A 281-nucleotide genomic window follows, 5' to 3' on the forward strand; every position below is an offset into this window, starting at 1 on the left:
AGAGGGAGGGGGGGAGGGGAGGAAAGAGAAAAAAAAGGGGGAGGGAGAAGAGGGAGAAGGAGAAGGAGGGGGAGAGAAAAAGGAAGAAGGAGAAAAAAGAGAGGGAAAGGAGGGGGAGGAAAGAGGAGGAGGAGAAGGGGAAGAAGGAAAAAGAAAGGGAGGAAGGAAGGAAGAGGGAAAAGGAGGGGAGGGAGGAAGGGGGAGGGAAAAAAGAGGAGGAAGAGGAAAAAAGGAAGGGAGGGGGAAGGAGAGAGAAGAGAGGGGAAGAGGGAGAGGAGGGT

Annotated in this window: 1 protein-coding gene; it reads left to right on the forward strand. The window is 54.1% G+C overall.

The genetic code is table 11. The annotated features are described in order from the left end of the window. Positions 1–281, forward strand: a 281-nt coding sequence (locus D6B98_RS42165; RefSeq protein ID WP_205680585.1) for a hypothetical protein, incomplete at both ends; no start/stop codon positions are given.

Origin of the sequence: Bradyrhizobium sp. LVM 105, assembly GCF_003957705.1 — a bacterium.
Taxonomy (GTDB): Bacteria; Pseudomonadota; Alphaproteobacteria; order Rhizobiales; family Xanthobacteraceae; genus Bradyrhizobium; species Bradyrhizobium frederickii.